This is a genomic window from Microbacterium sp. WHRI 7836 (assembly GCF_040223885.2).
Lineage (GTDB): Bacteria > Actinomycetota > Actinomycetes > Actinomycetales > Microbacteriaceae > Microbacterium > Microbacterium oxydans.
This window is the reverse complement of sequence record NZ_CP168172.1, coordinates 15,418-40,704: the sequence shown is the minus strand read 5'-3', so window position 1 is coordinate 40,704 and position 25,287 is coordinate 15,418. Positions and strand designations below refer to the sequence as shown.

29 protein-coding genes are annotated in these 25,287 nt (G+C 67.8%); 9 read left to right on the top strand and 20 right to left on the bottom strand.

Features of this window, described 5'->3' with window-relative positions:
* Positions 1–51: 51 nt before the first annotated feature.
* From ABRP18_RS18575 to ABRP18_RS18565, 3 genes are read right to left on the bottom strand one after another with little or no spacing between them, the layout of a single operon-like run.
* Positions 52–2,640 (bottom strand): hypothetical protein, encoded by a 2,589-nt coding sequence (locus ABRP18_RS18575; RefSeq protein WP_349885776.1) that lies wholly within the window; start codon positions 2,638–2,640, stop codon positions 52–54.
* Positions 2,633–2,989 (bottom strand): helix-turn-helix transcriptional regulator, encoded by a 357-nt coding sequence (locus tag ABRP18_RS18570; RefSeq protein WP_010155374.1) that lies wholly within the window; start codon positions 2,987–2,989, stop codon positions 2,633–2,635. The genes ABRP18_RS18575 and ABRP18_RS18570 overlap by 8 nt, the downstream gene beginning before the upstream one ends.
* Positions 2,986–4,104: a tyrosine-type recombinase/integrase gene (locus tag ABRP18_RS18565; protein ID WP_050803088.1), complete on the bottom strand. Its 1,119-nt coding sequence runs from the start codon at positions 4,102–4,104 to the stop codon at positions 2,986–2,988. The genes ABRP18_RS18570 and ABRP18_RS18565 overlap by 4 nt, the downstream gene beginning before the upstream one ends.
* A gap of 149 nt (positions 4,105–4,253) precedes the next feature.
* Between ABRP18_RS18565 and ABRP18_RS18560 the strand changes: the two genes are divergently transcribed.
* Positions 4,254–5,351, top strand: a complete 1,098-nt coding sequence (locus tag ABRP18_RS18560) for a DUF4113 domain-containing protein (RefSeq protein WP_349885777.1) — start codon at positions 4,254–4,256, stop codon at positions 5,349–5,351.
* A gap of 38 nt (positions 5,352–5,389) precedes the next feature.
* On the opposite strand, the gene ABRP18_RS18555 is transcribed toward ABRP18_RS18560, so the two are convergent.
* Complete coding sequence (locus ABRP18_RS18555; RefSeq protein ID WP_349885778.1) at positions 5,390–5,773, bottom strand: hypothetical protein; 384 nt, start codon at positions 5,771–5,773, stop codon at positions 5,390–5,392.
* A 120-nt stretch (positions 5,774–5,893) separates the two neighbouring features.
* On the opposite strand from ABRP18_RS18555, the gene ABRP18_RS18550 reads away from it, so the two are divergent.
* On the top strand, positions 5,894–6,493 hold the full coding sequence (locus tag ABRP18_RS18550) for a hypothetical protein (RefSeq protein ID WP_349885779.1): 600 nt from the start codon (positions 5,894–5,896) through the stop codon (positions 6,491–6,493).
* Here ABRP18_RS18550 and ABRP18_RS18545 read toward each other — a convergent pair.
* Entirely contained in the window at positions 6,490–6,648 is a 159-nt protein-coding gene (locus tag ABRP18_RS18545; protein WP_349885780.1) for a hypothetical protein, read from the bottom strand. The genes ABRP18_RS18550 and ABRP18_RS18545 overlap by 4 nt on opposite strands.
* A gap of 66 nt (positions 6,649–6,714) precedes the next feature.
* Entirely contained in the window at positions 6,715–9,615 is a 2,901-nt protein-coding gene (gene mobF / locus ABRP18_RS18540; RefSeq protein WP_349885781.1) for a MobF family relaxase, read from the bottom strand.
* A gap of 304 nt (positions 9,616–9,919) precedes the next feature.
* Between mobF and ABRP18_RS18535 the strand changes: the two genes are divergently transcribed.
* Positions 9,920–10,171, top strand: a complete 252-nt coding sequence (locus ABRP18_RS18535; protein WP_349885782.1) for a hypothetical protein — start codon at positions 9,920–9,922, stop codon at positions 10,169–10,171.
* 24 nt (positions 10,172–10,195) lie between these two features.
* The gene (locus ABRP18_RS18530; RefSeq protein ID WP_349885783.1) at positions 10,196–10,465 is read left to right on the top strand and encodes a hypothetical protein; all 270 of its coding nucleotides are present in this window, start codon (positions 10,196–10,198) and stop codon (positions 10,463–10,465) included.
* A gap of 8 nt (positions 10,466–10,473) precedes the next feature.
* On the opposite strand, the gene ABRP18_RS18525 is transcribed toward ABRP18_RS18530, so the two are convergent.
* The 11 genes from ABRP18_RS18525 to ABRP18_RS18475 all read right to left on the bottom strand — a co-directional run bounded on the left by ABRP18_RS18525 (position 10,474) and on the right by ABRP18_RS18475 (position 17,736).
* Positions 10,474–10,971: a hypothetical protein gene (locus tag ABRP18_RS18525; RefSeq protein ID WP_349885784.1), complete on the bottom strand. Its 498-nt coding sequence runs from the start codon at positions 10,969–10,971 to the stop codon at positions 10,474–10,476.
* A gap of 18 nt (positions 10,972–10,989) precedes the next feature.
* Positions 10,990–11,496, bottom strand: coding sequence for a thermonuclease family protein (locus ABRP18_RS18520; RefSeq protein ID WP_349885785.1), 507 nt, complete (start codon positions 11,494–11,496; stop codon positions 10,990–10,992).
* A 14-nt stretch (positions 11,497–11,510) separates the two neighbouring features.
* A complete protein-coding gene (locus ABRP18_RS18515; RefSeq protein WP_349885786.1) occupies positions 11,511–12,167 on the bottom strand; it encodes a hypothetical protein in 657 nt (218 codons plus the stop codon).
* A gap of 41 nt (positions 12,168–12,208) precedes the next feature.
* Positions 12,209–12,997: a ParA family protein gene (locus tag ABRP18_RS18510; protein WP_247639131.1), complete on the bottom strand. Its 789-nt coding sequence runs from the start codon at positions 12,995–12,997 to the stop codon at positions 12,209–12,211.
* 68 nt (positions 12,998–13,065) lie between these two features.
* Positions 13,066–13,497, bottom strand: coding sequence for a single-stranded DNA-binding protein (locus tag ABRP18_RS18505; protein ID WP_288969717.1), 432 nt, complete (start codon positions 13,495–13,497; stop codon positions 13,066–13,068).
* 89 nt (positions 13,498–13,586) lie between these two features.
* Positions 13,587–13,823 carry a hypothetical protein gene (locus tag ABRP18_RS18500; protein ID WP_349885787.1) on the bottom strand — a complete coding sequence of 79 codons (237 nt, stop codon included), beginning with the start codon at positions 13,821–13,823 and terminating at the stop codon, positions 13,587–13,589.
* Positions 13,824–13,840: 17 nt separating this feature from the next.
* Positions 13,841–14,086 carry a glutaredoxin domain-containing protein gene (locus ABRP18_RS18495; protein WP_349885788.1) on the bottom strand — a complete coding sequence of 82 codons (246 nt, stop codon included), beginning with the start codon at positions 14,084–14,086 and terminating at the stop codon, positions 13,841–13,843.
* Between the two features lie 435 nt (positions 14,087–14,521).
* A complete protein-coding gene (locus ABRP18_RS18490) occupies positions 14,522–14,884 on the bottom strand; it encodes a DUF3846 domain-containing protein (protein ID WP_349885789.1) in 363 nt (120 codons plus the stop codon).
* Between the two features lie 209 nt (positions 14,885–15,093).
* A complete protein-coding gene (locus ABRP18_RS18485; protein ID WP_349885790.1) occupies positions 15,094–16,014 on the bottom strand; it encodes an ArdC-like ssDNA-binding domain-containing protein in 921 nt (306 codons plus the stop codon).
* 102 nt (positions 16,015–16,116) lie between these two features.
* Positions 16,117–16,314 (bottom strand): hypothetical protein, encoded by a 198-nt coding sequence (locus ABRP18_RS18480; protein ID WP_349885791.1) that lies wholly within the window; start codon positions 16,312–16,314, stop codon positions 16,117–16,119.
* A gap of 348 nt (positions 16,315–16,662) precedes the next feature.
* Entirely contained in the window at positions 16,663–17,736 is a 1,074-nt protein-coding gene (locus ABRP18_RS18475) for a ParB N-terminal domain-containing protein (protein WP_349885792.1), read from the bottom strand.
* Positions 17,737–18,175: 439 nt separating this feature from the next.
* Here ABRP18_RS18475 and ABRP18_RS18470 point away from each other — a divergent pair, with 439 nt between their 5' ends.
* The gene (locus ABRP18_RS18470; RefSeq protein WP_349885793.1) at positions 18,176–19,036 is read left to right on the top strand and encodes a CPBP family intramembrane glutamic endopeptidase; all 861 of its coding nucleotides are present in this window, start codon (positions 18,176–18,178) and stop codon (positions 19,034–19,036) included.
* A gap of 50 nt (positions 19,037–19,086) precedes the next feature.
* On the opposite strand, the gene ABRP18_RS18465 is transcribed toward ABRP18_RS18470, so the two are convergent.
* The 3 genes from ABRP18_RS18465 to ABRP18_RS18455 form a co-directional block, all read right to left on the bottom strand.
* Positions 19,087–20,106, bottom strand: a complete 1,020-nt coding sequence (locus ABRP18_RS18465; protein ID WP_349885794.1) for a hypothetical protein — start codon at positions 20,104–20,106, stop codon at positions 19,087–19,089.
* Between the two features lie 444 nt (positions 20,107–20,550).
* A complete protein-coding gene (locus ABRP18_RS18460) occupies positions 20,551–20,802 on the bottom strand; it encodes a hypothetical protein (RefSeq protein ID WP_349885795.1) in 252 nt (83 codons plus the stop codon).
* A 74-nt stretch (positions 20,803–20,876) separates the two neighbouring features.
* The gene (locus ABRP18_RS18455; RefSeq protein ID WP_349885796.1) at positions 20,877–21,203 is read right to left on the bottom strand and encodes a winged helix-turn-helix domain-containing protein; all 327 of its coding nucleotides are present in this window, start codon (positions 21,201–21,203) and stop codon (positions 20,877–20,879) included.
* A gap of 296 nt (positions 21,204–21,499) precedes the next feature.
* Here ABRP18_RS18455 and ABRP18_RS18450 point away from each other — a divergent pair, with 296 nt between their 5' ends.
* From ABRP18_RS18450 to ABRP18_RS18435, 4 genes are read left to right on the top strand one after another with little or no spacing between them, the layout of a single operon-like run.
* On the top strand, positions 21,500–23,011 hold the full coding sequence (locus tag ABRP18_RS18450) for a PQQ-binding-like beta-propeller repeat protein (protein ID WP_349885797.1): 1,512 nt from the start codon (positions 21,500–21,502) through the stop codon (positions 23,009–23,011).
* A complete protein-coding gene (locus ABRP18_RS18445; protein ID WP_349885798.1) occupies positions 23,011–24,447 on the top strand; it encodes a chromosome partitioning protein ParA in 1,437 nt (478 codons plus the stop codon). The genes ABRP18_RS18450 and ABRP18_RS18445 overlap by 1 nt, the downstream gene beginning before the upstream one ends.
* On the top strand, positions 24,444–25,025 hold the full coding sequence (locus ABRP18_RS18440; protein ID WP_349885799.1) for a DUF6668 family protein: 582 nt from the start codon (positions 24,444–24,446) through the stop codon (positions 25,023–25,025). The genes ABRP18_RS18445 and ABRP18_RS18440 overlap by 4 nt, the downstream gene beginning before the upstream one ends.
* Positions 25,022–25,285, top strand: coding sequence for a hypothetical protein (locus ABRP18_RS18435; protein WP_349885800.1), 264 nt, complete (start codon positions 25,022–25,024; stop codon positions 25,283–25,285). The genes ABRP18_RS18440 and ABRP18_RS18435 overlap by 4 nt, the downstream gene beginning before the upstream one ends.
* Positions 25,286–25,287 lie beyond the last annotated feature (2 nt).

The window sequence follows — 25,287 nt, the reverse complement described above, 5'->3', positions numbered from 1 at the left end:
TGCCGCCCGATTCTCACGACGTGACATCCCTGGAAACGTCATCGTCAGATTTCAGTGCAGGACGACTGGGAGGGGCATGCCGACGCGCTCGACGACCGCGGCGGCGTAGGCGGTGCTGTTCGCGCCGATCGCGTTGGACCAGGCGATCGCGGAGGAGATGTCCAGGCCAGTCAGCCGGCTGAGAACGACGGGTGGGAGTTCCTGCGCGAGCGCTATCAGCGCGCCGGTGCGGGCAAGTCGCGGCGGGATGCCGGCAGCGCGGAGCCGGGTATTCAGCGTGTCGGGGGCCATGTGATGCCCGGCCCGGGTTCCGGGATAGACCCACTCCTGTTCGATGCTCTCCACGAACATGCGAGGCGCGGTGCGGTTGCTGGCGGCTCCCGCGGCCGCCGGCGCGAGCTCGGCGGTGAGCACGAGAGGTTCCTGGCCGAGGCGGACGACCACGGCCTGGTCCGTGACGGTGACGTCTTCCGCGCGCAACTGGACGATCTTCGCCGCCCGGACGCCGAACATGAGCATCAGCCCCGCGGCGAGCTTCGTGTGCGGGTTGATGGACGGGTCGGAGGTGACATCGGCGAGCAGCCGCCAGCGTTCCTCGTCGCTCATGGCTTGCGGGCTCAAGGCTCCTGATGGCGGGCGTGGAGCGGTGAGCGGTCGGGATGCGCCGGCCCGTGCGGTCCAGGTCAGGAAGTGGTGCAGGAACGGGCGTCGGCCGCCGGTGAGCCATTCATCGACATCCGCCTGGGTGAGGGACACGAGAGAACCTCCGCGGGTATGGATCCATTCCAGCAGTTCGATGATCCCCGCGATCTCGAGCCGCCGCCAGGACAGCTGGCCTGATCGGGACGGCATCGTGTTGCGGCGCAGTGCGCGCAGGTGTCGCCATCGCGCGTATTGGGTGACGGTGCGCTGTTCACCCGGGTCGGGGATCTCGGCAAGTGCGCTGTCGAGCCAGAGCTCGAACCGGGCGAGCAGCTCGTCCCGCGGTGGGAGCAGCCCGTGGTCGATGAGCACGGACCGAACCGCTCGGGTCTGATACTCCGAGCCGGCCTGGTCGAGGTAGGCGTGAGTGCGCAGGGATGGGGCGGTGAGCACTCGGGTGATCAGCGTGCAGGCGACGGTGCCGCGTTCGAAGGCGTAGACGATCTTCGACGGAGCACCCTGGAACCACCGCTCTCGCAGATGCGCGATGCGTGCATCGGAGGCGGCGAGCTCGTCGGGCACCATCTCCCGGATCATCTGATCGGCTCGGCAACGGGGGCAGAGCTTCGCGATCAGCCGTGTGATGGTCCCGCAGCTGGTGCAGGGGCGGAACGACTCCGGTTGGCGGGGATAGCAGAGCGGGCAGAACGGCCGGCCCTCGATCCGGCCGTTCACTATCCGAGCGTCTCCGCAGCTTGTGCAGGTCTCGATGATCGGCGGAACGCAGGCCCAGCAGAGATAGCCGGAGCCGTCTTCGGTGCGCTTGTGGCGCAGCCGGACCTCCCCGCAGCTCACGCAGGGCTGGCGAGGGTTGGAGCACTGCTCGCAGGCGGCGCGCGCGGTTCCCGGCCAGCGGCATTGCCGCTCGTTCCCGCAGATCGTGCAGGTGTCGACGCTGGCCTTGTCGGAGCAGGGTTTGCAGATCGCTTTCTCGCTGCCGTGGAACAAACAGGGCGCAAGCTCCCCGCAGTCCGTGCAGGTGTCCAGCCGGGAGGAGCTCCGACACGTTGAACACAGCGGGCCCTCCGGGCTGCGGTAGGCGATCAGTCGATGGTTGCCGCAGCTCACGCAGACGGCGTTCTCGTCGGGGAGCTTGTTCGTGCAGCGTTGGCAGAGTCGCCGCCCGTCGGAGAGCACCCGCTCCAGGTTGGTGACGTCGTCGCAGCCATCGCAGGGGGCATGGTGCGCGATCCGGTAGCAGCGTCGGCAGCTCACTCGTCCCTCGACGCGTTCGGTGAGCGTGCGCGTGGTGCCGCAGCCTCCGCAGCGTCGTTCGGGCAGACGCGCGCCGTCCGCGTGGAGAAGGTCGTAGAACGTGCCGAACAGCACAGAGCCCGCGGCCGGGTCGGAGAACCACTCCGCGCCGTGGGCCTGCAGCTCGAGCATCAGCCGCACTCGGCGGTCCCTCCCGTCCGCCGCCATCTGCTCCACCGCTCGAAGGATGGTCGCGGTCGCGACACGGCGATGGCGGCGGACTTGCTCGACGATGCGCTCGGCCGCTTCGGGTTTCATGTCGACCCAGCATCGTTTGCAGTACGCGCTCTCACCGGGCCCTGTCTGCACGCGGCGGGTGTGCCCGCAACGATCACAGAGTCCGCTCCTGGAAGCGAGACGGCGACCGCATGGAGCGCAGATCCGCCCGGTCGGCGTGCGCTGCAGCAGCTTCCGCAGCCCGCCGCAGTGTGCGCAACGCGGCGGTCGGACAGTCCGCGCTCCAGCCTCGTGGAGGCGAAGCAACAGACTTGCCAGAGCCGGCGTGGTCTGCGGATCCGCCGCGGTGAGCAGCCCGGGTGCCTGCGTGACCAGGTCGAGCGTCCGGCGGGCAACCGGCAGCTGCCGGAACGAGCCGTTCACGATCTCGGCGATCCGCTCACGCGGAAGAGCCTGCTCGACGGCGGCGATCTGCGTGGTCAGCGCGGCGAAGACCGGGTCAAGCATCCGGCGGGAGAATCTGCGCCCTACGCGGCTTCAGGCCCGACTCCCGGAGTCGGTTCGTCGCCGAATCGCCCCGCTCCGGCCCAGGATCGGTCGTCCCGGTCGCTGCGACCGCGCTGCCGAGGACCACCCGCGGCGCGAGCTCCTCGAACGTGCAATCGAAGATGTCCAGCAGCGCGACCAGCGCCTGCATGTTCATCCGCTCCGGCTTCTCCGCGGCGAGCCGATATACCTGGCTCGTCGACAAGTAGACGCCCCGCTCTTCCAGCAGCGGGACCAGCTTCGTCGTGGAGAACATTCCCGCCGCCGCCATCACCTCCCGAAGCCGCCACTCAAACCCGATCAGTCTCATCGCCCGCTCTCTTCCTCATCGCGCGGCCTGTGCCGCGTCTTCTCGATCGCCTGACTCATCATCGTGTTCATGTAGTCCGCGCTCACGCCCGTATAGATCGCCGTCGTCGACTGGTGCAGGTGCCCGACCTGACGTTGCACGAACGCGGGATCGACCCCGGACTCGATCAGGTGGGTCACGTAGGAATGACGCAGCGCGTGCGGCGTCAACACCTCATCCAGCCCCAGCGCCGTCCGGTAGACGGCGAACCTCGACGCCAGCTCCCGCGTGCGCAGCCTCGTCCCGCGTTCCGAGACCCAGAGCGCCGGCGACCCGTCCCGGACCATCAACGGACGCACCTGCTCGACATACTCCTGAAGAGCCTCAACCGCCCAGCCGAACAACGACACGACCGCCCGCCGTTTCGGCGGCCCGCCCCGCGACGACTTCCCGTGCCGGATCTGCATCACACCGAACTCCCCGAACTGTGGAGCCTTCGAATTCCTGTAGAAGTCGGTCACATCAAGCCCAACCGCCTCGCTCGCCCGCATCCCCCATGCGTAGACGACCTTGAACAGCGTCGCGTCCCGGAACGCAGGCAGAGCACCCTTGCGGCGCTCGTCCAGCAACCGCGTCACCTCGGCGTCAGCATGATCCAGCAAGCGCTGCAGCTCCGACCGCGTCAACGGGCGTCGCCCCGGCTTGCCCTCGTAATCCTGCAGGTGCGCGAGCGTGTTCCATTCATGGCAGACCTGAACCGGGTGCGTCCCGAAACGCTCCATGCACTCGTCAACCCAGCCGTAGTGCGGCGAGCAGATGTAATCGCAGAACGCGCGCACCGCCCCCTGGTACGACCGGATCGTCGACGCTTCGACCTTCCGTTGCGACACCAGCAGCGCCATCCACTCGTCAAAGTCGCCCGCGGACCACTCCCACGGCTTCTTGCCCGCGTACGACTCGAACCTCCGGACCACGCCCAAAGCGCGCGACACCGAATCCTCCTTGAGATGTCGGCCACCGATCTGCTGCATCCGCCAGCCCTCGATCATCGCCTCAAACACGGCCTCATGAGCGTTGAGGAACGACACCCCGCCCGCAAGATACAGTGACGACGCACCGTGTGGAACTCGTCCCATCAACCACCCAATCCATCCACATAACGCGCTAATCGTGCATTAGATGCGAATCTATCAGCCCGTCAGACCTCGTCGCGCGGAAAATCGCGGGGCTATCGAAACGACCGATAGCCTTTCTGACGCAGACGCCCGTTCGGATCTCGCATCTGATGCAATACCGCGGGGAACTGGGCCTCGAGGCCCTCAGCTCCAACTACGAGCTGTATGGGGATATGAGCCGGCGAGTGATGGAGGTCCTCGCCCGATACGGGCCCGAGCTGCAGATCTACTCGATCGACGAAGCCTTCCTGGAGATCTCCCCACGCATCGCGAACGACCCCGACGCGATGACCGCCCTCGGCCGAGACATCAAGAACGCGCTGCGCCGCCTGGTCGGCGTTCCCGTCTGCGTCGGGATCGCCCCGACCCGCACCCTCGCGAAGCTTGCCAACCGCACCGCCAAGAAAATCGCCGCGTTCGACGGCGTGTGCGTCTGGCCAGCAACTCGGCCCGACTGGCGTGACAAGCTCATGGGTGCCCTGCCTGTGTCCGAGGTCTGGGGTATCGCGTCCCGCCTCGAAAGGCGCCTCTCTTCCCTCGGAATCCGTACCATCGCGGATCTCGCGGCCGCAGACCCAGTACTGATCCGGAAGAGCTTCAACGTGGTCGTGATGCGGACCGCGCTCGAGCTGCGCGGCGTGCGCTGCATCGAAGCCGAAGAGGACCGCACCGGAAAGAAAGAGCAGCTGATCGTGTCCCGGTCGTTCTCGGAGAAGATCACGACGGTTGACGGGATGCGCCAGGTGCTCGCGATCTACGCTCAGCAGGCCGCAACTCGTCTCGTGAAGCACAACCAGGTCGCGAAGCTCCTCACCGCGTTCGCCGGCACCTCCGCCTACACCGAACAGCGATCGTTCCCGTCGACGATCGCCCGCCTCCCCTCACCGACCGCAGACCCGGTGGAGCTCACCCGCGCTGCGCACCGGCTCCTCCCGCAGCTCGAGGACGGCGTCCGGTACGCGCGGGCTGGGATCATTCTCACCGATCTCCGCCCCGCCGCCGTCCACCAGCCGCTTGAGATGTTCCGTCATGCGCATGAAGACGCCGGGGTGGCCGAACTCATCGACCAAGTGCAGAAGCACACAGGCCGCGACCTCCTCGGCCTCGGCTGGGGCGGCCTGCGCCCCGGCCCCGACTGGGCCATGAAACGAGGGATGCTCTCACCCCGCGCGACCACCCACTGGGACGAACTCGCCTTGGTCCGGTGACGGATCTGGGGAGGTCGGGCGCGGCGTTGGCTCGACGTCTATCGGTGAATGACGGGCACGAGGGCCGTCGCCGTGTCCGGGGAGTCGACCAGGCTGCCGTGCACGGCCTGGAATCCTGCCTCATCGAACGGGGTTCCCGGAGGTACGAAGCAGACCATCACGCGATCGCCGAGCTCTGAGACCTTCTCCCACCATCCCGGAGGGGACATGGGATCGCCGTCGGTGTCTGAGAGGATCACGATGTCGTCGACGGCCAGGGTCAGGAGGTCGGGCACGATGTTCAGCGAGGCGCTGACGTCATTGGCTACGCCGGCGCCCCAAGGGAACCATCCGCGTGCGTGCAGAGGGGCGACGGTGGATGACGTCGCCAGGAGCATTGGGATTTCGACTCCCCCGGCGACCCACAGAATTTTTGAATACATGGGCAACACGGTATCGGACGCGATGCATTCGACTTCGGTGGGCCTGTCCGTAAGGGGATCGTCCGACGCACTCGACAATGGCCCTTGTCGAGCTGCTGCGACAAGGACTATTGTCGCAGTATGGCAATCGCTGACATCAACTCCGAACCCCCGATGTGGGACCTGCTCTGGGAGCGGGCCTTGCTGCCCGACGCCCACCGTGATCAATGGCGCACAGTCATGTCCTATCGGAGCGAGCTCCCCGATGATGCGGAGATCCTCGCCGCGTACGACTGGACGCCCGCGGACGTGCTTGCCGCACGGACGAACCCCTCACTCTACTGGCCTGACATGCACGAACACTGGTCGAAACGTCTGGACGGTGACCCTGCTGTCGACGGCGACGCTGGACGCCGACGAGCTGCACTCATGGCGCTGGCAGAGGAGACGGCTCGCTACCACGACTCCCGAGCCAGCCTTGCGCGCGAGATCCGCACGCAGTACATGCTCGACCTCACTCAGCGACTCCCGAAGGAGCAGCGCTGGTCCCATGAGAAGGTCGGCCTCGTGCTAAGCCTCACCAAGCAGAGGGTGCAGCAGATTCTTCGCAACGGCGGAAAGCGCACACGTGATCCGAACATGCCGGTAGTACTCGTGCCGGGTCAGGGGTCTATGGCGGTCGAGGTCGTGACTGAGGCGCGTCGACGCAAGCTCTCCCGGCTCTTCGGGCCTACCCGTTAGCTGTCCATATGGGGATCCGCTATCGAGACCCAGATTGCGCCGTTGTTGACAGCGCGCGCCAACTCCGGCCACCGCTCGGCCAGTTCGCGCGCCCGCTCGTTGTCGTCCTCCCACGCCTCGGTGATCGCCTTGAGGTGTATCGCTGCCGTGTCCATGCGTCGGAGGCTACACGGCGTCGATGACGTCGCTCCCCTTCGCGGGGCTCCCACCGAAGAGTGGTCCTATCGGTCCTGGCCGCGGTCGCGGGCACGTCGACGAGCCTTGGTGCTATCGCGTGCAACCCGGGTGGCTTCGGCGTCCCGGGCGGTGCGTGCCGTCGCGTCCACCGGACGCGCGGACTGGCTGTTGCGGGCGGTCTCGGTGTCGCGGTGGGTGTCGCGCGTCGAGTTCCCGGCGGATGCTTCAGGGCGGGTGGCGGGCTTGTCGACGTCGACGCCCCACCATGCCGCCTGCGCGCGCTGGCTCTCAGTGTGGGTGCGCATGCCGGACGTGCCTTGCAGGTCCCGGATCGCACCGGCCCGCTTCATCTCGACGCCGCGGTCGCCGGCCTCTCGTGTCATCGCGTCCACGAACAGCTCTCGCGCCTGGAGGCGGGTTTCTGCGACGACGTGCAACGTGTTGGATTCGCGGCCGCGGGTTGCAGACACGTACACGGCCGATGCGCTCGACGAGTCGGTGACGATGCCGTGCCCGGTCTGCACGGTGGCACCCTGGACACCGAACTCGGTGGAGGCGTAGGCCAGATGCGTGTGCTCCTTCACGTACGACGCGGGCAGCCTGACGACGCGCTTGCCGTCCGTCACAGTGACCTCGCCGCTGCGGTGGACGCGCTGCACGTTCCAGACGTCGCGGTTCGCGACCCCGAGGTCGCGATCGTTCTTGCGCGTCATGAGCCGGTCGCCGTTGCGGAGCGTGAGCAGATCACTGCCGGAGATTTCAACGGCGGCCGCGGTGGTGTGGCCGGCCTGAGCGTGCGCCTGCTGGATGAGCGCGTTGAGGGCGGCAGCGTCCTCGTTCGTCGCGGTGGCGATCGCGACCGAGGATCCGGCGCGCGCCCGGGCGATCGCGTCGTCGGTGATGACCGCGCGTGCGTCGTCCATCGTCTCGTGGATGACGAGGTTCCCGCGCTCGTGGAGCTGGTCGAACAGTTCGGCCGGCGCTTCCCTGGATCGCATCTGGAGGGAGAGGGTGGCGTACTCGGCGTCGAGGCCGCCGTCGGGTGTGACGAAGCGGTGAAGGTCGGTCAGATCCAGCGGTGTCGGGTGGGCGTCGACGGCCATGTCGAGAACGCCGCCTCGGCCGACTGCCGGCAGCTGCGCACGGTCACCGACGAACGCGAGGGCTGCGCCGTTCTCGTTCGCGATCTGGACGAGCGCGTGCGCGATGTCCTGATCGATCATGCCGGCCTCGTCGACGATGATGCGGGTGTTCGCGTCGACGCGGAAGCTGTCGGCGGGCCCGCGGTACTCGAGCCAGGTCGTCGGGTCCAGCTCACCGACGGCCAGCCGCGTCCACCGACCGTAAGCGTCACGGCGGAACCCGTGTTCGTGCGCGAGCTTGTGCGCTGACGATGCAGCCGTGCCGAGCGCGGCGCCCGCCTCCTGTGCCGCTCGCAGCGTCGGGGCGACGACAACGAACCGGCGCCCCTGACTCTCGGCCAGCTCCGCGGCCGTCTTCAACATCGTGGTCTTGCCGGCACCGGCCGCGCCCTCGACCACGACGAGCGGCGCCGCGCTGCCGAGCGCGCGCGCAGCGTCGGACTGCGCCTGCGTGAGGTTGCCGAGAACGGGCTCGTTCATCACCAGAGCGGACTCCAGCCCGCGCGCGATGAACGCCTGTCGTAGGTCGTCCTCGACGGCCACGACACGCTCCGATGTGATCCACCGGACCCAGCCCGGCACGTCGCCCTGGTAGTCGATATCCAGCCGCAGAAGGGTGCTCGCCGCAGCGTCCGCGGTTTCGGTCACCCACGCCTCGACGTCCACTCGGGAAGCAACCACGCCGGACTGTCCGAGGACGACACCGATCTGCCCCTCGAGGTCAGCGACGGACCATGCCGACCTTGACTCCTCCAACTGCGCGATCGCCACTTGGGTGATATCGGCGCGGTCGACGTCGACGAGCGAGACGCGGGTCTCGCCCCCACCGCCGGAGAACCCCGATGTGCGGAGCCCGGCGTCGTTCAGCTCGCCCATCCACCGGTCCTCTGCGCGACCCGCGTCGTGAGTCTTGTGCGGCCGGTTGATAGCCCACGCCTGCTGATCCCACTCGCGCAGGAGCGTCTGTGGCGGCTGCTCTGCCGGGTGCAGCTCGCGCCACTCGCGCTCCAGCTTGGTCACGTTCTGCTGCACCTGGAGAGCACGCTTCGACATCAGATCGGCGTGCTTGGCAAGCTCGGTGACCTTGCCCGTCGACGCGTCGAACGTGAGCCCCGCAGCACGCAGCGCAGCGCGCAGCTCGGGGTGTGAGTTGATGACGGCCTCTGCCACCCCGCGGAGTGCGCCCTGCTGCTTCAACGTGGCGGCTGTGTGCAGCCCTCGCCACTTCCCGTCAGCGAACACGCGAGTGTTCCACTGCACGTGAATGTGACGGTGCGGATCACCGGCGCGCGAAGTGCGGTGCACCACCGCGACCTGCTCGAACCGCTCCACGGGCACGAACTCCTGCTCACCACGCGGCCCTACACGGGTCACGGAGTTCTGCGCGAGGTACGCACCCATCGCAGCCGCAGCGTCCGCCTGCGCGGCGTCGAGCGCAGCCGAGACCTCGGGGACCAGCGCGGCCGCGACGGACAGCGACTTGTCACAGTTGACCGTCATTTCCGCGAAGCGCGGGGACGCTGGGCGCGTGACAACCTCGCCGCCCGTCGATACTCGCACCTCGTCGCGCGGCATCCCCCGATGCTCCCCCGTCACCGGGTCGCGCCAGTCCACCCATCCCTGATAGGTCTCGCCGTCCAGCTGCGACTCGGCGCGCACAGCACCCGTGCTGTCGAGCGCCGTCCACTGCGCGACGGCATCTCCGTTCTCCAGGTAATACTCATCGGCGTGCGAGTGGTCCGATTCGAGGTACGCGCGCGCAGCGGCTCCCGCCCCTCGATAGAACACCACTCCTCCACGCATGCCACGATCATACCTATGGGCAAAGCCCGTAGCATACGTGCATCCGATTCCAGGGTCTCTCAAAGGGAGGCCAGCTGAGATCGGATAGGGTGAGATGCACTCTGGAACGTATGGACTCTGAGACTCTGCATAGGTCGAATCTCGCTGTCTCTCAGAGAGAGGCTGAGTGAGATTCGGCAAGGCGAGATGCGGTTGCCAACTTGCGTTGCTCGTACGCGGCACTCCCCGCCGTACCCACCCCCGAGCGTGACCGCGCCCGCTCCCCCACTCCCCTCCCACACCGACCTCGGGTTATGCTGTGCGCATGGCGCTCAACATTCGTGAAGTCGTAGAAGCTCAGGTAGCTGAGAAGATCGAGAAGGGTGAAGCACTCGCCCACGCGATCAGCGCAGCCGAGGAAGCCGCCGCCGCGCTCGACGCCGCACAGAAGAACGTCGCCGCCGCGCGCCGCGACGCGATGACCGCGGGCTGGACCGAGACCGAGCTAAAGCGGCTCGGCCTCGCCAATGCTCGCCCTGCCCGTACCCGCAAGCCGCGCACGCAGAGCGCCGAGTAGCAGGCGTTAGGTCTGGAGGATCAAGTGGTTACCAACCCGAAAGATGACGCCGCCCGAGTTGTGCGGGACGCGCGCGAAGTGACGAAGTTTCTGAGCTTCACCGAGCGCGCCGACTTCCTGCGCGAGGTCGTCAAGGCGATCCGTGACGGAGTGAAGTTCGATGCTCTCGTCGGTGGCCCGTCCCCGATCGGATCTGACGAAGAAATGATCGGTATGGGTGAGGTATCCGGCGCCGCCGAGGACTACTACACCGATGCGCTAGACGCGCAGCTCCGCGCCGACGGCCGCAAGTAGACAGCGACTTAGAAGAGCGTCGGGTGCTCGCTGCCGGCGTCGCTGAGCGCGCGCGCGATTAGCTGCGGGTCCCACCCGTGAGCCCGCACGGTGTCGCGCAGCCGACGTGACCGCGCCACGCGGTCGGCGCGCGGAAGGCTTGCGTACTTCTCGATCGTGAAGCGGTTGCGCTGACGTCCCGCGCGCGCTGCGTCACGCTGGTTCTCAGCCGCTCCCCCGATCCGCAGATGCGAGACGGCCGGGTCGACGTCGACGTGCACGCAGAGGGCCACGTCGCAGCGGTGCAGCAGCATCGTCGACGGAGGTAGGTCGATGCCGGTGAGGTGGCGATAGAGGAACCGCTGGGGCCGCATGGTGCGTTGTCGGATGCCGTCGCCGGCCGTCCAGAATCGCCCGTATCCGTCGTCGCCTACTGCGCCGGTCCATATCCAGCAGTCGTCGGGGTCAGGGCCTTTCACGACGTGCTTCCACAGACGCTCCACTTCGGCCGCTCGGTCCTCGGTCATGGCCCGCTCTCCTCGTCGCTACGGACACACGGACCACAGGCCGGCGCTAGCGTCCTGTGCGCGGTCCTGCGCAGCGAGGTGGTCGCTGCGGCGGTCGTATGGGGTGTCGTAGGTGTACTCCGTGCCGGCGCCCGCCTCGATCGCGAGTTGCGCTGCACTCTGCCCGTCGATGAGCACATGGCGCAGCAGCCGGCCGTATCGGTCGGTGTCGGCCTGGGTGGGGTCGCTGACTAGCTCGACGTCGTGACCGTAGACGAGCTGGTCGAGGTAAGTGCGAGCCTCCTGCGCGTAGCAGTCGTCGGCGCCGCCGTCGCGAGAGATCTCCGGGGTGTCAATCCCGATCAGACGCACGCGCTCCTCCCCCGTCGACGTCTGGACGTCGATCGTGTCGCCGTCGACGACGGCGACGACCGTGGCGACCGTCGAGGTTGCGGGCGTGGTCGAGATCTCCGCGGGTGTGCAGCTGGTGAGCGCGAGCGCGACCGCGGCGGCCGCGATCGTCAGGGTGCAGCTGCGCGCGGTCATGGTGTCCTGCCTGGTCAGCGCACCAGGCGGTTCGGGAGACGTGCGGGCGGCGTCGGCAGGGTGCCGCCGTTCGCCTTCCGGGCGTCGTCGACCGCAAGGGCGATCGCCTCAGCGCACCATGCGCTGTCGGAGGGCCACCGGCCGGCCTGCTGGTCGGCGGTGATCGCAGCCCGCATGCGCTGCATCGTGCTCGTCGGGATGCTGAACGACCTGGTGGAGCCGGTGCGCGCGTCGGAGCGGCCACGCAGGCGGTCACGCGCTGCGCGCTGCTTCGCGGTGCGCGCTGCGTGACGGTCCAGGGCGCCGGCGATCCACCGCGCGAACGTGTCCGCGTCTCCCCCGTTGGCCCAGTCGGCCAGGTACGACGCCCGGGCATCGTCGAACTCGACCGGTGTCAGGTAGATCCCGAGACGCGCCGTGTCCTCGGCGCCGGTCTTGACGCGCGCCTTGCTCGGCCGCTCGGCCTTGCGTGCGGCTGCCTCGGCGGCCTCCTCCTGCTCCATGCGCTCGACGGCCTCGAAGTGTTCCTGCCGAATCTCGATGTCCTCGCGCTGCTCGTCAGTGAAGTTGGTGATGTCGATCGGGGTCCGGCCCCGCTGCTCGTCGGCGCTCGGCGTCACCTCGTTGGCGATCGCGGCCGTGTTCCGGTCGCGGAGGCTCTTGCGGGCCATGATGTGCTCCTTAGTCTGGTTGGTCTGCCGTGTGCTGCGTGTCAGGCGGGGACGGGCGCTGGCGTCTTGCGCGTCGGCGCCGGCTGCCCGATGATCGGCGCGAGAGCGTCGGCGTAGTCCTCGGCGACCGGATGCCGGGGCGCGTAGACGCTGACCGGCTTGCCGTCGGTGTATGCGTCCTTCGCTGCCACGGCCTCGCGGATGGGGCTGGTGACGCGGCCGGGGTACTGCTCGTTGAGCAGCTCCACGACTTCGCGATCGATCAGTCGCCCGTGCTTGTACTTCGTGGGCACGATCCAGTGCAGGCGCTGCCCCGGGTGCATGCGCGGGGCGATGCGCTGCGCGATCACCTCGTCGAGGCGGCGCAGCTGGTCGTATGCCTCGGTCGCGCACTCCACGGGGCCGACCACGACGTCGGCGGCCGCGAGGGCGGCGAGGGTGACCAGGCCCAGGGCCGGCGGCGTGTCGATCACGACGTCGTCCCACTCCCCCGCAACCTCGGGCAGGTGGTCGCGCAGTGAGGTGATCACTTCGGGCCGTGTGTCGAGGGTGGCGAGATCGTGAGTGCCGGCGAGAACGCCGGCACCGGGCACGGACGGCGCCGGCACGGCTGCCTCGATCGCTGAGGCGTCACCGGTGAGGACGTCGGCCGCGACGGCCGCGACCTCGGTGTCGTCCGTCACGCCCAGTCGAGTCGTGAGGTTGCCCTGCTGGTCGAGGTCGATCGCCAGCACCCGGCGGCCGGATGCTGCGAGAGCTGCGACGAGCTCGGCCGCGGTGGTGGTCTTGCTCGAGCCCCCCTTGCTGAGGGCGACGGTGTAAACGGTCATGATTTCTCCTTGATCGCGGATGTCGTGGAGCGGGGCCGGGGGCGTGTCACTCCCCCGGCCCTCGCTGGTCAGTAGGGGGTGTCTTCGCCGGGGATCTGCGCGACGTCCCAGGACGGGATCTGTGCGTCATCCTCGGCCGACGCCTTGCCCGCGTTCTTGGTGGCCTGGACCGTGTGGAAGCGGAGGCTGAACGACACCTCCTCGGCGGCGACGTGCTGCGCTGTGCGAGGCGCCCCGCTGTCCTTGTCGTCCCATCGATCGGTGACGATGCGGCCCTCGACGTGTGCCCGCTCCCCCTTGTGCAGCGACGCCGCCACGTTCTCGGCCTGCTGGTCCCAGACCTCAACGCGGAACACGTTGGGCTCGGCGTCCTCCCAGCCGTTGGCCGTGCGGCGTCGGCGGTTCTCGATGACGGTGAAGTGGGCAACGGGCTTGCCGTTCTGCGTGTAGCGCAGCTCCGGGTCAGCTGCCAGGTTGCCGGAGAAAGAGATGGTTGCCATGATGTCTCCTTGTTTGGTGGTGTTGGTCTGCCGTGTTGTTGATATCAGTCTAGCCTAGTTGGTCAATGCTGTCTGGGAATGCGCGCGTGCTATTTCTCCTCGGAGATCTCGGCCGCTTGAGCCTGCACATAGCGGGCTTGCCAGCGCGAGACGTCCCCGCGCAGCTCCGTGACCGTCTCGGCCTGCTCCTCGGCCTCTCGGTTCAAGATGCCAACCAGGGTTTCGAGCTGCCGGATTCGAGCCCGCGCCTCGGAGAGTTCACGGTCCATCGCTGCGGCTGTGGCCTGCGAGTAGTACCGGGGCTCTTCCTCGCTTGTATCGCTCATGTCGTGCTCACCCGCTCCTAGCTCAGGTGCGCGGCGATGCGGTCGATCTGGTCCGGTCGCACGTCGCACCAGTGATCCTGTTCGTCGACGACGACGACCGGCGCCATGCTGTAACCCAGCTCTTCCGTGATGTAGTCGTAGGCGGCGGGGTTCTCCCTGACGTTCACCTCGACGAACGGGATGCCGGCCCCGTTGAGCATCCGCTTGGTCATGGTGCACTTCACGCAGCTCAGACCCGTTGTGTAGACCGTCACAGGTTCCATGTCCCTATCCCTCCTGGTCGCCGTCCCACATTCCTAGTGGTCTGGTATGTTGATACTCTCAGTCTAGTCTAGTTGGTCAATAATGTCTAGAGTTTCTTTCCTCTTTTTCTCGGGAACGTACGCGCTGGGGCTGCTGGGTGTTCGGGAGGGCTGGGTATCCCCGTGGCGCAACGTGACAACCTCGACCACTCCCCCGCATGCTCGATCTTCGGTAGTCAGCTCGGGGCGGACGCTGCTCGCTCGGCTGGCACAGGCCAGGGCCTAGGCACTCCTCCCCTTCCAAATCCCACCCTGTCGTCATCAGCGAAGAAACCAGCGCCAGCTGGGACGCATGCCGCTGGCGCAGGGCTCTCCACCTGAAGCCGGCGCCCCGTCCGGGCGGAGCCCGGCGCGGGTGTGGCCGGGCTCGATGTCCCGGCCACTCCCCCAGCTGCCCTAGGCTCGGGCGACGACGATTGCTCGCAGGATCGCCCGGTGCTGGGTCGGTGTGGGTGCGACGTGGTCGCCGTCCTCTGTCACTCCGAGGAAGATCACCGGCCCGGCGAGGTAGTCGCCGGGGAGGAAGCGGGCCCCGAGGAGCAGCGCCACGGTGGTCGCGTGGTGATTGGGCTCCGCGCCCCTGATCTTCCCTTCCTCGTCGAAGATCGCATCGAGGCCGCCGCGCAGCGCGGCCGTCTCGATCGTGTCGCAGCTGAGGGTGTCGTAGAGAGCGTGCAGCAGATTACGGCCGTCGAGGTGGACGTGCTGGATCTTCTCGTCGACGCCGGCGTCGATCCGAACTCCGGTAATGGTGGTCATGGTGTGCTCCTTGTCGATGTGGGGTGGTTAGTCCCGGTGGTCTGCCGTGTTGTTACTCTCAGCCTAGTCTAGTTGGTCAATACTGTCTAGTCCTGATCTCGATTGTCTGCGGTGGCGGTATCCTGGTGGGGTGCTGCCGGTGTGGTAACCGGCTGCCGTGTTGAAGTCGGGTCCGGCTCCTCCTCGCGGGGGACCGGACCCGACTTGTCTTAGGCGGCCGCCTGCTCGGCGTCGGGCTCGGCGTCGATGTGCAGCGCGTCGGCCAGGGCGTGCACCGCGGCGAGCACGCGGGTTGCGCTGTCGCGGATAACGTCGGCCTCGGCGCGCTCGGCCCACCCGGCGACGTAGCCGACACTGTAAGCGGTGCTGTCGAGCCCGAGCATGCCCGCCAGAACGTAGGCGACGCTCTCGGCCTCGACCTCGTAGCGGCCGCGGTGCTCGACGTACTCGGCCAGGTCCTCGACGTGACCCAGGGCGATGTGCGCGGCCTCGTGAAGGGCGGTCTTGGCCTGGTGAGCGGGGGAAAGGTGGTCAGCAATCACCACGCGCACCGGCCCTCCCGTACCCTCCGGCGCCGGCTCGGTGTAGCCGTTGGCCGTCGTCAGTGGCGAGATCTCGACCACGGCGCCCGATGCGGTCAGGTGGTCGACGACCCGGGCGAGGATGCCGCCCTCATCCTCGCCGGTGAGCGGGTGCGCAAGCTCGGAGACATCTTCGTGCCCCTCCATGACCTCGGTCTGCGCGATGTCGAAGACACTCACGGGGAAGAACACGCGGCGACGACCATTCTCGACCTCTTCGCCGTTGTCCTCGTTGTCTGCTGCGACCTTGACCGTTCCGGTGCCGTAGATCCGGATGCCGCGCTCACCCTTGCGCACCTGGCGGCCTTTCGCCTGCCATGCCCGGTATCCGGCGACCTGGGTGGCCTCGGGGTTCTGCGCCCAGATCAACAGGAGGTTCGAGAAGCTGTAGCGGTGGAACGACCGCGCGAACCGCAGGTAGGCGGTCCAGGCCTCGGAGTCGCGCAGCTGCTCGACGGCGGCCGTGAGCGTGTCGTGCAGCTGTTCCATCTCCGCGCGCTTCTGCTCGGGAGTGCGGCCCTTGCGGTTGGTCTGGTGCTTCGCGGTCATGGTGTGCTCCTTGTCGATGTGGGGTGGTTAGTCCCGGTGGTCTGCCGTGTTGTTACTCTCAGTCTAGTCTAGTTGGTCAATACTGTCTAGTGTTGGTTCGGATCATTCTTCTTCGAGCTCGACGCGCTCGAAGCGGTGACGAATCTTGTTCGCGACGCGTTCCGCTCGAGCACGGTCGCTGTAGATGCCGGTGCGGGCCGGGTCAAACGTGACGCCGTATCGCGTGCGCATGTCGATGCCGCTTTCGCTGTGCAGGTATCCGGTTTCGCCTTTGTGGGTGACAAGAATGCGGATGGTCATGGGGGGTTCCTCGCTGGTTAGGGCGGGGTGGGCACGCGGCCCACCCCGCAGTGGATCACTCGTGCGTGTCGGGGCTGTCGATCATGGCGGCGATCTGCTCGACGGGGGAGAGGGTGTAGCCCCACTCCGCGAGGGTCTGGAGGTAGTGGGCCGTCTCAGCTCGCGGGCTGCGCCAGGTGTTGCGCCCGGTGCTGGCCTCGATCCCGCCGAGGACGATTGCCAGGGTGACGTGCCCTGCCTTGGTCGGGTGAGCGGTGAGGAAGTCCGCGAATCGGTCCCCGTAGTAGCCCGATACCGGCTCGACGCCGAGAATGTCGGCCGCGAGGGCGTTCCCGCTCAGTTCTCCGGCTACCAGGTGGCTTCGGTGAGGCTTCGCGCGATGACCTGTGCGGAGTTCTTGGGGAGCGTCTTGCGGCTGAGAAACTGCGCCAGCCAGTCGCGGCGCACACTCTCGGCGGCGTCCCAGTCCTTATTGTTGGCGATGAGCGTCTTGCGCTCGGCCTTCTCCTCGTCGGTCATGGGTCCGGCCTTGCGGCCCATGCCGTCGTCAACGACCGTGTAGCCGAGGGTTTCCGGCTCGTCGACGTAGTAGTTCACCTGGTGTGTTCCGTCCCGATGTCCGCGCACGTAGACGGCCACGCCGTCTTTCCCCTCGATCTCGTCAGCGGTCACACGCTCGCCCTCGTTGGTGCGGAGGTCGCCCAGACGGTAGGGGGTGCGGGCGTCCCACGCGGGAGCTTCGGAGAGGATGCGGTGGCCCTTCGCGGCCTCGCCCTGTTCCCCGGTTTCCCGGGCCTGAGCGGCGGCGCGCTCGTCGCGGGCGCGCTGTACGGCGTGGGGGAAGTATCCCGGTTCCTCGGTGGCGGTCTGCGTGAGCGTTGCGACGACCTCGGGGTCATCCTCGAACTCGATCAGTGTTGCGGCCTGGTCAAGCGTCATGCCCGATTCGACGATCAGGCGGGTGCCCGTTTCGCTGGCCGCGACCGTGAGTCCCATCTTGATCTTGTCGCGCTTCGTGCCGGTGCGCTTGGCGATCGCCGTGACGGAGAGTCCTTCGAGTTCCAGCGCCTTGTAGGCCTGGAGCCGGTCGCCGTCGGTGAGCGCCTGACGCTGATCGTTCTCCACCAGCTGCTCCACGATGCGCTGGGCGTCGTCGGCGTCGTCGGCCTCGACGATGTAGACAGGCACGCTCGCGAGGGCGACCTGCTGAGCGGCCAGAGTGCGGCGCTGTCCGTATCGGACGTGCACGCCGCTCTCATCGCGGGTTGCCACGATGGGGACAAGAACGCCGTTCGCGCTCACGCTGTCAAGGAATTCCTTGTCGAGGCTCGCCTCTGCCGCCGTGCGAACGTTGGTCGCCACGTCGAGGGTCTGCGGGTCGATGAGTTCAAGGACTCCGGCGGATGTTGCTGCAGTAGTCATGCTGTGCTCCTTGTTGATCTGGGGTGGTTAGTCCCGGTGGTCTGCCGTGTTGTTACTACTATTCTAGTCTAGTTGGTCAATGCTGTCTAGTGTTGTGGTCGTGTTTTCTCGGGAACGTACGCGCCGGGGCTGCTGGGTGTCCGGTAGGGCTGGGTATCCCCGTGGCGCAGCGTGACAACCTCGGGATCTCTCCCGCATGCGCTCGACGTCGGTAGGCGGCTCGGGGCGGACGTCAGCCGCGCGGCTGGGACGTTCCGGGGCTCGTGACGTTGCACCTTCCCGATCCACCCCGTCGTCATCAGCGAAGAAACCGGCACCGGCTGGGTCGTGACGTGCGAGGCCGTCCCCACTGTGTGCAGGCAGCCGGGCGATAGTTGGCTGTGCACATTGGGGTCGGGGCAGCGTGGTCGTGTCGGAGGGCGGTGGGAGGATGCTTGCCATGAGTTCCGCCGACGTCACTGCATCTTTGCCGGAGCCCTCGGCGCCGGCGTCCAGTCTCCTCGCGGGCGTGCGGTCGCGGAGGGGCATGCTGCTGCTGGGCCGCGCGCAGAACGCGATGGTGATGCTGTTGCTGTGGGCGGCGCTCTGGATGGTGTCGGCCGCGGTGTGCGGCGCGATCGCCAATGCACTGCCCGGTGTGACGCCGTTCGAATCGCCGAGCATGCTCGTGCGGATCGGCGTCTTCGGGGTGAGCATGGCCGCGATCGCCGTGGTGATGCTGAATCTGGTGGTCTGGGAGCCGCCGTTGCGGCGCCGCGCTCGGCGGGTGCTGTCCCGCGCGTGGGCGCTGTTTCGTCGGCTGCTCCGTGATGTGTTCGGCCTCGCCTTCATCAGCGGCCGCCGTCTGGCCGTCGCGGTCGGCCTGGGCGTCATCGCCGCGTTCGTGGCGTTCGGGGCCGGCTACCTGCTGGGCCTGGTGCCGGTGCTCGCGGAGAGCGTGCCGGCAACGGATGCTCGAGTCGAGGCAATGGGCGGCGCCCCGGCGTGGGTGCCGGCGGTGTTCTTCGCGACCTACGCTGCGGCGCCGGAGGAGATCGCCCATCGGGGCGCGCTCCTGGTGGCCGTCGCCGTGGTCGGGGCGTCGACGTCGAACCGGTGGGTTCGCGGGATCGTCACCGTGGCCGCGCTGGTCGGCACGAGCTGGGTGTTTGGTCTCGTGCATCTGGACTGGTCGCTGCTGAACGCGGTGTCGGCGGGCGTGACCGGCGCGATCTTCGGCGTCGTGGCGATCGCCACGCGGAGCCTGTGGGCGGGGATCGTGGCGCACGCGCTGTTCAACGCGCTGGTGTTCATCCTCTGAGCATCCGTCAGCTGCGCCGAAGCCCTCGGGAATGCGACCATCGCTGCCTCTCAGAAGGGAAGTTCGCCGTCGAACTCGGTGGCCGGCGCGGTCGACCGGATCGACGGAGGGCAGTCGGGGCAGGGGCGCGTCACCGTGTAGCCGGCATCGGTGACGCTGTTGATCCAGCCATAGCCGTCGCACTGCGACCCGCCACAGGGCTGCGGCCTCGCAGCGGCGCCCGTCGTGTGCGATCCGTTGTCGGGGCCGGCGCCCGTCAGGGCGGCGTGAACGGAGGGGGAGTGCACGACGCCGGCCAGCAGCGCTTTGAGCAGACCGAACGGGGATCGTGCTCGCTCCCAGCGGCTCACCCCGATCCGGGCGGCTTCGACCAGCAGCGCGGCCGCGAGGCCGTGCCCGTTCCAGCCGCCCGCCTCGTACGGTGAGAGCTGGGCTGCGATCTGCCCGGGCCTGATTCCCTCGAACAATATCGAGAGCGTCGATTGGGCGAGGACGTCGACGGCGAGGCCGCCGCCGGGCCGCCGCCGACGTCGACATCTGACCTTCCCCATTGATTCCTCAGCCCTGGCCGCGTGAGCGGCCGCCAAAGGGAGGACTTCGAAAAGGTGACGGATGGGGGAAAAGCGAGTCCCTACGGGTAGGTGGACGAAGCTCTCGGTTTGGGGAAGAACCTGGGCGAACTTACCGGGTTCGGGAACGGCCACGCGGGCGCGGTGCCGGGCCGTGATGACGGCCACCGCGTAGACGCTGGGGATGCCCCGCTGCTTGTGCCCCGGCTGCTCTCTGACGAGCCGGCGGCGCTCGTCGCCGCTCAGCTCGCGGCCGCGGTACAGCTCGACGAGAATCCCGAGGCGAACGCTGATCGAGCGTGCCCGCTGGACGGCCTTCTCCTGGCGCCCTACGCGAGCGGCCGCGACGACCTTGCTCGTACGCATCCCGCGGCCGTTGCTGTCGGCGTCCAGGACGTCGTTGACGGTGATCGCGTACCAGGTGTCCACGGCGATACCCTCGGCGCGGCACAGGCGCGCCACGTAGGGCTGACGGGACAGGGCGCGGACGATCCGCAGCATGGCTTTGCGTCCAGGAGACACCGGGACGGCCCGGTTCAGCTCGTCCGGCACATCTGGAGCGCCGATGCCGTGCGCGCGCTCTGGGGCGCTCGTAGCGCGTCTGAGTGCGCGCAACGACGTCTCCGTGTGCGCACGGGCGCGCGAACGCCGCTCGTAGGCGTCCTGAGTCCATGCAGCGGGTCCGCGCCCTGCGGTCGGCGTCGACGGCGCCCTGGTTGTTGTCCCCCTGATGGGGGACACGCCGCCAGCATTAGCGCTAGTGCTTGAATTCTGGGCAGCACGAGCTACCATATAGTCATCTCCAAACTGGCACGTTCGGGGGTACAACGAAGGTCCGGCCCGCGGCCGGTTCTTCCTCACATCGCCTAGATCTGGTTTCGGTCGCCAAACTTCTTCAGATCAGGCAAAGAGCTTCGAGGCCCGCCCTAGGCGGGCCTCATCTCGTTAAGCGGCTGGCACGCGCAGCATCCCGTCTTTGAGTGGTCGGTCAGGGAACCAGGTGGGGCGCCCGTAGGCGTCGAGCGGAAGGTGTTCGACCATGACGTCGAACAGCTCCGACGGCGAGATTTCAAGCGTCTGCGCCAGGGCTTCCCAGCGCTCCTTGCTCGTCTTCTCGACCTCGTATCCAAGGTTGATCGGCTGTACCATCGTCCCTCTGGGACGGCGGTAGGTCCGCCGCTTCTGTTCGTCAGCCATGCGCCCAGTTAACCCCAAGGTCAGGGTTAACGCGGATGCGACGCGCCGGGGGTCAACTTGTGGTTGAGAGTTGCTTAGCGGTCGACGGTGACGCCGAGCGCTTGCCCGAGGGTCAGGTACAGGTGGTCAATGCGTTCGGGTACGGCGACGTACCGGACTCGACTGCCTGGCCGGATCTGCTCGGCGGGCGGGTCGGTGGTGATCACCCCGGCATCCAGGAGCACGCCGAGCTGGCTGGAAACGGTGCCCGGAACAAGGCCTAGCGCCGTGGCGATCTCGCCGCGTAGGGCAGGGCCATGCGCCTGGAGGTATCCAAGGATCGCGACCCTGATGCGGTTCCCAAGGATGTCGATGGCTGCCTCCACGTTTTCTCCGAGCGGAGTGGGGACAAAACCGGGCATAGGAGCCATTGTGCCCGACTGGCGGCCACGCCCATTGAATCTTCACCACCCACACCTGACCTATCATGTTACGACCTACATTGTTACAATGTAGGTATGCTTATCTTACTCCGCATGGATTCCTCGGCCGAGGGGCGCAAGCTCAACGGCTCCGGGGGTCACATCGCCGGAATTTCGGCGTTCCGGGGCGTGTCCCCCAAATGGGGGACAGATTCGGTGGGTGTCGGAATGGTCGGCTTTACTGATATGCGTGTCGGGCACGGTGGCCGCCATCACAGACCTCGGGGGGAGGCGACGTGAGTAGGAAGAACGCAGTACCGGCATGGCCTGTCATCGGCCTGACGTTCGACGGTGACATGGCCGTTGCGGATGCCGCAGGCGTGGGTGAACCCATCCGTGTCGCCGCGTATCCGGATCTCGCGACGGCTGCGGGTGCCGCTGCGGCGGCCGCTGCTCGACGGCTCAACGTCCCGCGTTGCCGGGTTCAGGGGGTCACCCCTGACGGTGACGTGTGGATGATGGTCGTCGACGCCGAGGCGGAGACCTTGGAGGAGCTGGAGACCGGGGGAGAGGAGAAACAGGCCCGCCGGGGCTCCAGCTTCTTCCGCGGCCGCCTGTCGACGGTGCCTCGGCAGTGGTGGCTCGTGATCGGCGTGAGCGTCGTCGCGGCCGTGGCGATCGCCGTTGTGGTTGTCCCGCGCGGGATGCTCCCGACGCCGGTGGTCGGCAAGCCGGCCGCCGTTGACGAAGCGCCGGCTCCTGATCCTGGACAGCTGCCGGTGTCGTCCCCGACCGGGTGGGACACATACGCCCGGTGGGTGATCGAGGCGGAGAAGCCGGGCGCGGCCGCGATCCTTGCCGGCCGTGACGTGATGGTTCTCGCAGACGGCGCAGACGTGATCGCGGTGGACGCGAAGACCGGGCGCCAGCTGTGGCGCTCGGGGACGGCGGGGAACGTCACCGCGCTCTACGCGCCGGCAGACTCCGACGTGATCTACGCCGCCCGCTCCAACACGGGAGTGAGCGTGATCGATCGGTCGACGGGGAAGGTGCTCACCAACGGGGAGACGTCGGCGCGGAACATCGTTCTTGGTGATGTTCCGTTCGCTGAGCTTCCTGGGCAGGCCGGGGCGGTGCTGGTCGGTCGCTCGTGGGAGCGTCGGCAGGTGCCGGCGACGGCGGTCCCGATCGGGACCGTGGGCGAGGGGCTGGTCAGCGTGAGTGTGGAGCAGTCGAGCGTGTGGGTCACGACCTCCGACAGCCCGGTTCTGCCCGAGGCTGTGGCACTGGGGGCACCGGCTGAGGGACTGTCGCTGTCGCGCATCGTGGCGTTCGTCGACGGCCGGTTGATCCTTGCCTGGGCTGATCGGTTCGGCCCCAAGACCTACACGGTCGATGCCGTTGACGAGGCCGGACGTCTGACCCGTGAGAGCACGTTCGACGCGACGGGGCGATCGTCGGGTACAGCGACCGTTGACGCATCCGCCGGCCTGGTCGGCATCGGATCTCTCCTGCTCGACCTCGACACCGGGACGGTGACGGAGGCGGAGCAGGGAACGGTGACCGCCCGCGCCGGGTTCGGTTGGACCGAGCAGAGCGGCGACGACCGCGTGCGGATCTCGCCCGACGGCACGACGCTGCCGATGCGCAGCGGCGCCGTGATCCCCGACGTGATCTTGCCGGACGGCCGCGCCGTGGTGCGCGCAGCTCACGGCTCTGATGGAAACGCCTACTACGTGCTGGAGGTGCAGCAGCCGACCCCGACTGCCACCCCGGAACCGAGTCCGACTGACGGAAAGGGAGAGTGATGGAACTCATCGAAGGTGTGGTGACGCGCGACGGCAAAGCGACCGTGCGCGCTGGTGGAGAGTCGGTGCAGCTCACTGCACCGGGAGCTGATCTGAAAGCGGCTCGAGACGCGGTGCTCGCGTCCGCGAAAGACGCGGTGCGCGAGCGCGGGGAGGTCTGCCGACTGGAGATCACCGACAACGGGCGTCGTCACGTGTTCGCGGCGCACCCGGACGGGTCGCTGGTCCCGCTTGCAGACCCGAGCCCGGCCGATGCCGCCGAGCTGCACGACGTGACAACGCCGGCCCCGGCGCCGGTCGCTCCTGCTCCAGCTGCGCCGGAGACTGCGCTGATCGAGGACGTGCCCACGGGTGCGTCTCTGCTCACAGCTGCACCGGCCGTCCCGTCGTCGACGCCGCAGCTCGCGGTGCCCCCGCGGCCGGATCTTCCCTCGGCTCCGGTCGAGGCGCCCCGAGCGGACCACCCCGTAGAGCCGGCCGTGGTCATCGCGCCCCCGGCTGATCAGGGGCCCGTCACTCGGCGCAGCCTTCGTGACACGACCTTCCTCGTCGACGACTCCCGCCACGACCCCGCGGCGAAAGGCTTCCGCGGGCTCCTGACTCGTATCGGAATCAAGCAGGAGCCGTCCGCGGCCGAGCTGGCCGAGCGCGACGATATCGCTGTCGTGTCTCGGCACTGGCCCGGCACGCGCACGATTGCTGTCGTGAATCGTAAGGGCGGCAGCGCCAAGACCCCGGTCGTCGCCGGCCTCTCCGCCGTGTTCGCACGTTATGGCGGCGGCGGGGTTCTCGCCTGGGACAATAACGAGAACTCCGGCACGCTCCCCATCAGGACCGAGCAGGAGCCGCACGGGGCAAGCGTCCTCGATCTGCTGCGCGACGAGGACCGCCTCAGAGACGGCCAGAGCCACGGTCTGATCGCCGGGTACGTGCACCACCAGTCGGCCGATCGCTACGACGTCCTCTGGTCAGATCAGAACGACTTCGGCGACCACGAGATCCAGGCCGAGGAGGTGCGCCGCGCCCACGCCGTGGCGTCGAGGTACTACCGGATGCTCGTCATGGATTCGGGGAACACCGCGCGCGCTGCGAACTGGAAGGCGATGATCGAGCTGACGAACCAGCTCGTGATCGCCACCACGACTGGCGAGGATCGCGCGGAGCTGGGATCACGCACCCTGCAGACGATCGCGGAGCGTGATGAGCACGGGGCGCGCCTGGCTGAGAACGCCGTCGTCGTGGTGAGCTGCTGGAAGCCGGCCGACATGGTTGAGGCGCAGCGGATCGCCGGTCTGTTCGAGCCTCTGGTGCGCTCCGTCGTCATCGTTCCCTTCGACAATGCCTTGAAGGCCGGCCGCATCCGGTTCGACGCGATGCAGCCGAACACGCAGCGCGCCTGGCTCGCAGCTGCGGCCGCTGTGGGGCGGGGACTATGAGCAACCCGTTCCTGCCCGCTGCGGCCCCGGTCGAGGTCCCCGAGGAGATCGAGACCGATCCGATCCTGGGCAACGCCGCCGAGCAGACCGGGCTTGACGCCCCTCGTCTCGCGCGTGACGTCGCCCCGGCGGCGCCCGCGGTGCAGGCCCCGACGATCACCGCAGACACGGTGTGGCTCGTGGGAGCGTCCGGCGGAGTCGGCGTGAGCACGCTCGCCCGCCTGGCCGGGGACACCGTCGTTGACGGGGGAGTGCATGCGCCGGCATGGCAGGCTCCCGCGTTCGTGGTCGCAGCCACCCACGCCGCCGGGCTGGAAGCGGCGGCAGTCCTCGCCCGCGCGAACGCTCGAGGAGATGTCGATTACGACATTCGCGGGCTCATCCTCGTGCACGACCGGCCCAAGCTGTCCCGGCCGACCGTGCAGTTCGCGAAGCAGGTAGCGGGTGTGTACCCGCGCACGATGACGGTTCCGTTCGTTCCCGCGTGGCGGGAGCCCGGAGCCGTCGAGATCCCCAAGAACGTCCGTGTGCAGCTGGTCCTGGCTGCTCTGGCGCCCAAGAAAAGGAAGAAATCATGAAGATCCTCACCAACATTGCCGCGTACGTTCCCCCGTCTGGGGGCGTTGCCCCTCCTGGCACCGAGAACATCAGCACGGTCGTCACCTGGGTTCTCTGGGGCGTGGGAGCGATCCTGTTCGTCTACTTCATCACGGGCCTCGTGCAGGCCGCGCAGGCTCGCAACCGCGGAGGGCAGGCCGATGCATCGGCGCCGGTGTGGCCGCTGGTCCTGGCGATCATCCTTGGTGCTGCGGGAACGATCTGGAACGCAATCGCCTAACG

What these genes read in the sequence shown, in the direction of transcription:
- ABRP18_RS18515 (WP_349885786.1), bottom strand. Translation starts at nt 12,167, where the DNA reads ATGGCCCGCAAGAGCCTCCGCGACCGGAACACGGCCGCGATCGCCAAC.
- ABRP18_RS18500 (WP_349885787.1), bottom strand. Translation starts at nt 13,823, where the DNA reads ATGAGCGATACAAGCGAGGAAGAGCCCCGGTACTACTCGCAGGCCACA.
- ABRP18_RS18475 (WP_349885792.1), bottom strand. Translation starts at nt 17,736, where the DNA reads ATGACTACTGCAGCAACATCCGCCGGAGTCCTTGAACTCATCGACCCG.
- ABRP18_RS18550 (WP_349885779.1), top strand. Translation starts at nt 5,894, where the DNA reads ATGGCAATCGCTGACATCAACTCCGAACCCCCGATGTGGGACCTGCTC.
- ABRP18_RS18455 (WP_349885796.1), bottom strand. Translation starts at nt 21,203, where the DNA reads ATGCCCGGTTTTGTCCCCACTCCGCTCGGAGAAAACGTGGAGGCAGCC.
- ABRP18_RS18435 (WP_349885800.1), top strand. Translation starts at nt 25,022, where the DNA reads ATGAAGATCCTCACCAACATTGCCGCGTACGTTCCCCCGTCTGGGGGC.
- ABRP18_RS18570 (WP_010155374.1), bottom strand. Translation starts at nt 2,989, where the DNA reads ATGAGACTGATCGGGTTTGAGTGGCGGCTTCGGGAGGTGATGGCGGCG.
- ABRP18_RS18485 (WP_349885790.1), bottom strand. Translation starts at nt 16,014, where the DNA reads ATGACCGCGAAGCACCAGACCAACCGCAAGGGCCGCACTCCCGAGCAG.
- ABRP18_RS18525 (WP_349885784.1), bottom strand. Translation starts at nt 10,971, where the DNA reads ATGACCGAGGACCGAGCGGCCGAAGTGGAGCGTCTGTGGAAGCACGTC.
- ABRP18_RS18445 (WP_349885798.1), top strand. Translation starts at nt 23,011, where the DNA reads ATGGAACTCATCGAAGGTGTGGTGACGCGCGACGGCAAAGCGACCGTG.
- ABRP18_RS18490 (WP_349885789.1), bottom strand. Translation starts at nt 14,884, where the DNA reads ATGACCACCATTACCGGAGTTCGGATCGACGCCGGCGTCGACGAGAAG.
- mobF (WP_349885781.1), bottom strand. Translation starts at nt 9,615, where the DNA reads ATGCGTGGAGGAGTGGTGTTCTATCGAGGGGCGGGAGCCGCTGCGCGC.
- ABRP18_RS18440 (WP_349885799.1), top strand. Translation starts at nt 24,444, where the DNA reads ATGAGCAACCCGTTCCTGCCCGCTGCGGCCCCGGTCGAGGTCCCCGAG.
- ABRP18_RS18510 (WP_247639131.1), bottom strand. Translation starts at nt 12,997, where the DNA reads ATGACCGTTTACACCGTCGCCCTCAGCAAGGGGGGCTCGAGCAAGACC.
- ABRP18_RS18535 (WP_349885782.1), top strand. Translation starts at nt 9,920, where the DNA reads ATGGCGCTCAACATTCGTGAAGTCGTAGAAGCTCAGGTAGCTGAGAAG.
- ABRP18_RS18460 (WP_349885795.1), bottom strand. Translation starts at nt 20,802, where the DNA reads ATGGCTGACGAACAGAAGCGGCGGACCTACCGCCGTCCCAGAGGGACG.
- ABRP18_RS18470 (WP_349885793.1), top strand. Translation starts at nt 18,176, where the DNA reads ATGAGTTCCGCCGACGTCACTGCATCTTTGCCGGAGCCCTCGGCGCCG.
- ABRP18_RS18480 (WP_349885791.1), bottom strand. Translation starts at nt 16,314, where the DNA reads ATGACCATCCGCATTCTTGTCACCCACAAAGGCGAAACCGGATACCTG.
- ABRP18_RS18520 (WP_349885785.1), bottom strand. Translation starts at nt 11,496, where the DNA reads ATGACCGCGCGCAGCTGCACCCTGACGATCGCGGCCGCCGCGGTCGCG.
- ABRP18_RS18575 (WP_349885776.1), bottom strand. Translation starts at nt 2,640, where the DNA reads ATGCTTGACCCGGTCTTCGCCGCGCTGACCACGCAGATCGCCGCCGTC.
- ABRP18_RS18505 (WP_288969717.1), bottom strand. Translation starts at nt 13,497, where the DNA reads ATGGCAACCATCTCTTTCTCCGGCAACCTGGCAGCTGACCCGGAGCTG.
- ABRP18_RS18565 (WP_050803088.1), bottom strand. Translation starts at nt 4,104, where the DNA reads ATGGGACGAGTTCCACACGGTGCGTCGTCACTGTATCTTGCGGGCGGG.
- ABRP18_RS18555 (WP_349885778.1), bottom strand. Translation starts at nt 5,773, where the DNA reads ATGTATTCAAAAATTCTGTGGGTCGCCGGGGGAGTCGAAATCCCAATG.
- ABRP18_RS18560 (WP_349885777.1), top strand. Translation starts at nt 4,254, where the DNA reads ATGCAATACCGCGGGGAACTGGGCCTCGAGGCCCTCAGCTCCAACTAC.
- ABRP18_RS18545 (WP_349885780.1), bottom strand. Translation starts at nt 6,648, where the DNA reads ATGGACACGGCAGCGATACACCTCAAGGCGATCACCGAGGCGTGGGAG.
- ABRP18_RS18495 (WP_349885788.1), bottom strand. Translation starts at nt 14,086, where the DNA reads ATGGAACCTGTGACGGTCTACACAACGGGTCTGAGCTGCGTGAAGTGC.
- ABRP18_RS18465 (WP_349885794.1), bottom strand. Translation starts at nt 20,106, where the DNA reads ATGCTGCGGATCGTCCGCGCCCTGTCCCGTCAGCCCTACGTGGCGCGC.